This is a genomic window from Pseudomonas sp. P5_B2, from assembly GCF_056400445.1.
The window spans coordinates 1-1950 of record NZ_JBFULH010000705.1 but is presented as its reverse complement, the minus strand read 5'-3'; the positions used below and the strand labels follow the sequence as shown (position 1 = coordinate 1950).

The window sequence follows — 1950 nt, the reverse complement described above, 5'->3', positions numbered from 1 at the left end:
GACTGGGAAAGTATCACCCATGTCGTCGGCAAGGCCCTGAAAAACGGCGTGTTGGGGGACGTCATTCGTCGCGTCGATCTGGATTATCCGTATTTCAAGAACCCCGGCGCCCAAGGGGCACGCATCGATGCTGCCTTGCAGATGAGTAGCGGGATCGGTCCGTTGCATTTGTCGTTGTTGCTGGAGGATCCGTATTTTCCCTTGAATGCCGAGCAGACCGAGGCACCCCTGCACAGAGTGGACCCTCGTACCCGCCTGGTCGATCCGCAACCGCAACAGTCCCGGATCGATTTCTACCCTGTCCACTTTGGTAGCGTGGCATTTGATCTGCAAAGTTTGCGCAAGCTGTGGATTTTCAAAGACGCAACGCGCCTTGACCAGCGTCAGGTCGATTGCCTGTTCGCTCTGGGGGCGTTTACTCCCAAACTCTCGGCCAACGCCCCCGCGTTGGGTAACCCTGATGTGCCGTTGACGGGGGTCGATGCCGGCGCTACGTATATCCATGGCGGGCTGAGTCCTGCGATCCGTCTGGAGAAGGGCGTCGGGTTGAATCAATTCGAGTTGTACGGCGTGGGTGAGATCTATCCCGAGACGCAGGAGAACCGGGTGGATCGCATCAACCGCAAGTGCCGCCTGGATCGCCTGTTGCAGCTGCCCAGTTATCAGGTCGATCAACTGCTGATGGCGGCGATGCATGCCGAGCATCGCGGCACCGGGGAGCCGTCGATCTGGATTCGCCCCAACACCCTGCGCTTCCTGGGGTTGTTCAAGGCGTTGAATACCGCTTACGGCTGCAAAGCCGAAGAGTTCTCAGCGCTCATCGACGTGCTGTCGGTGTATGGCCAGGACGGGCAACTCTCGCACTTTGACCGTGTGTACAACCTGGAGGTCGGGTATGAGGAGCCGTTGCGCATCGACAACGCCCAGTTTGCGATCGTGCCGCGCACGCCCGCCGAGCAGCAGACGGTGCATCAGATTTGTGCCGGGCTGGAAATCAATTTCGAGACCTACCGCTACCTGGCCACGGTGATCGCCGAGGCTTACGGCCTCAAGACCCACCTGAAACGCAGCCTGGCGATACTGTCCAGTTTCTGGCGTCTGGTGTGGGTAGGCCGATTGTTCAAACTGACGCCCATCGAATCGACGTCGCTGCTGCAAACCCTGAGTGCGGGGAGCGGGCTGGTGACGCAATTGGCGGGTGAGCCTGCGGTGTCCAGTTATGGTTCGTCGGACGGTGCGGATGCCCTCAGCGCCGTACGCGGGTTGATGACCTGTGCCGAGTGGTGCCGGGACTACGATTTGTCGCCACTGTGGTTGGTGCAAAACGTCAACCCGGTCTATGTGCCGACCGTCTGGACCGAGACTCAGGAGCAGTTGTTGCGCCAGTTGCACAGTCAGGCGCAGTCGGTAGTGGTAGAGCAAGCCACCTTGCTGGAGGAGGGGACGCCGCTGCGAAACAGTAGTGAGCAGCTCATCAAGTGGCTGGTAATTCTGGAGCCGTTGGTGGACGAAAGTGGGTTGGTGAAGGGGAGTGCTGAAGAAACCGAGGCGCAGTATCTGCTGCGTGCCACTAAAGTGATTGAGGATTTGGTGAACGGGCAATTTCCGCAGAACCGGGGTGGAAATGAAAGACTGGTAACTCTCATCCGCACAATCGTGCTGCGTTGCCGGGACCAGCAGCGGGTGTTGGTGGAAGAGGCCATTTCGGTCTACCTGAAGCTGGATTCATTGCTCGCAGCGCAGGTGTTGTCCTGGGCCCAAGGGCACCCTTATGATTTTTTGAAAGAAGCCATGTCACTGCCACCCGTCGATACTTCGCGGGTGCGGCATAATCTCGATAAGCCGGATTCGTTCCTGCAAATGCTTACGGAGCTGGAACGGCGCGGCCGGATAGCCAGYCAACTCGAGTTGAGCCCGTCAATGCTCGCCACGCTGCTGACGGGCGAACAC

Annotated in this window: 1 pseudogene; it reads left to right on the top strand. The window is 59.0% G+C overall.

Going from position 1 to position 1950, the window contains the following annotated elements:
• Positions 1-1950, top strand: a pseudogene (locus AC1DRJ_RS25825) (virulence plasmid 28 protein); the annotation flags it as partial.